Raw genomic sequence first — 452 nt, forward strand, 5'->3', positions numbered from 1 at the left:
AACTTCATGGACGACCTGCCGTCGCTCGACGGTGCCCCGACCACCTATCTGCCGCCGGAAACGCTGCGGCGCTATTCGCCGCCGATCGGCTCGCTCGATTCCGGGCGCGGCTGCCCATTCCAATGCAGCTTCTGCACCATCATCAACGTGCAGGGACGCAAGTCGCGATACCGCAGCGCCGACGATGTCGAGCGGTTGCTGCGGGAACACCTCGCCCGCGGCGTCTACCGCTTCTTCATCACCGACGACGATTTCGCGCGCAACCGGAATTGGGAACCGATCCTCGATCGCATCATCGAGATGCGGGAGAGGGACGGGCTCTATCTGCGCTTCATCATCCAGGTCGACGCTCTGGCCCACAAGATCCCTGGCTTCATCGACAAGTGCCGCCGGGCCGGCTGCCTGCGCGTCTTCATCGGCCTGGAGAACATCAATCCGGACAATCTGCTGCA

1 protein-coding gene is annotated in these 452 nt (G+C 63.3%); it reads left to right on the plus strand.

Annotated features, from left to right (window positions below; all coding sequences use genetic code 11):
- Positions 1–452, plus strand: a 452-nt coding sequence (locus FFK22_RS42265) for a radical SAM protein (protein WP_143957049.1), incomplete at both ends; no start/stop codon positions are given.

The sequence above is a fragment of the Mycobacterium sp. KBS0706 genome, from assembly GCF_005938675.2.
GTDB lineage: Bacteria > Pseudomonadota > Alphaproteobacteria > DSM-16000 > Inquilinaceae > Inquilinus.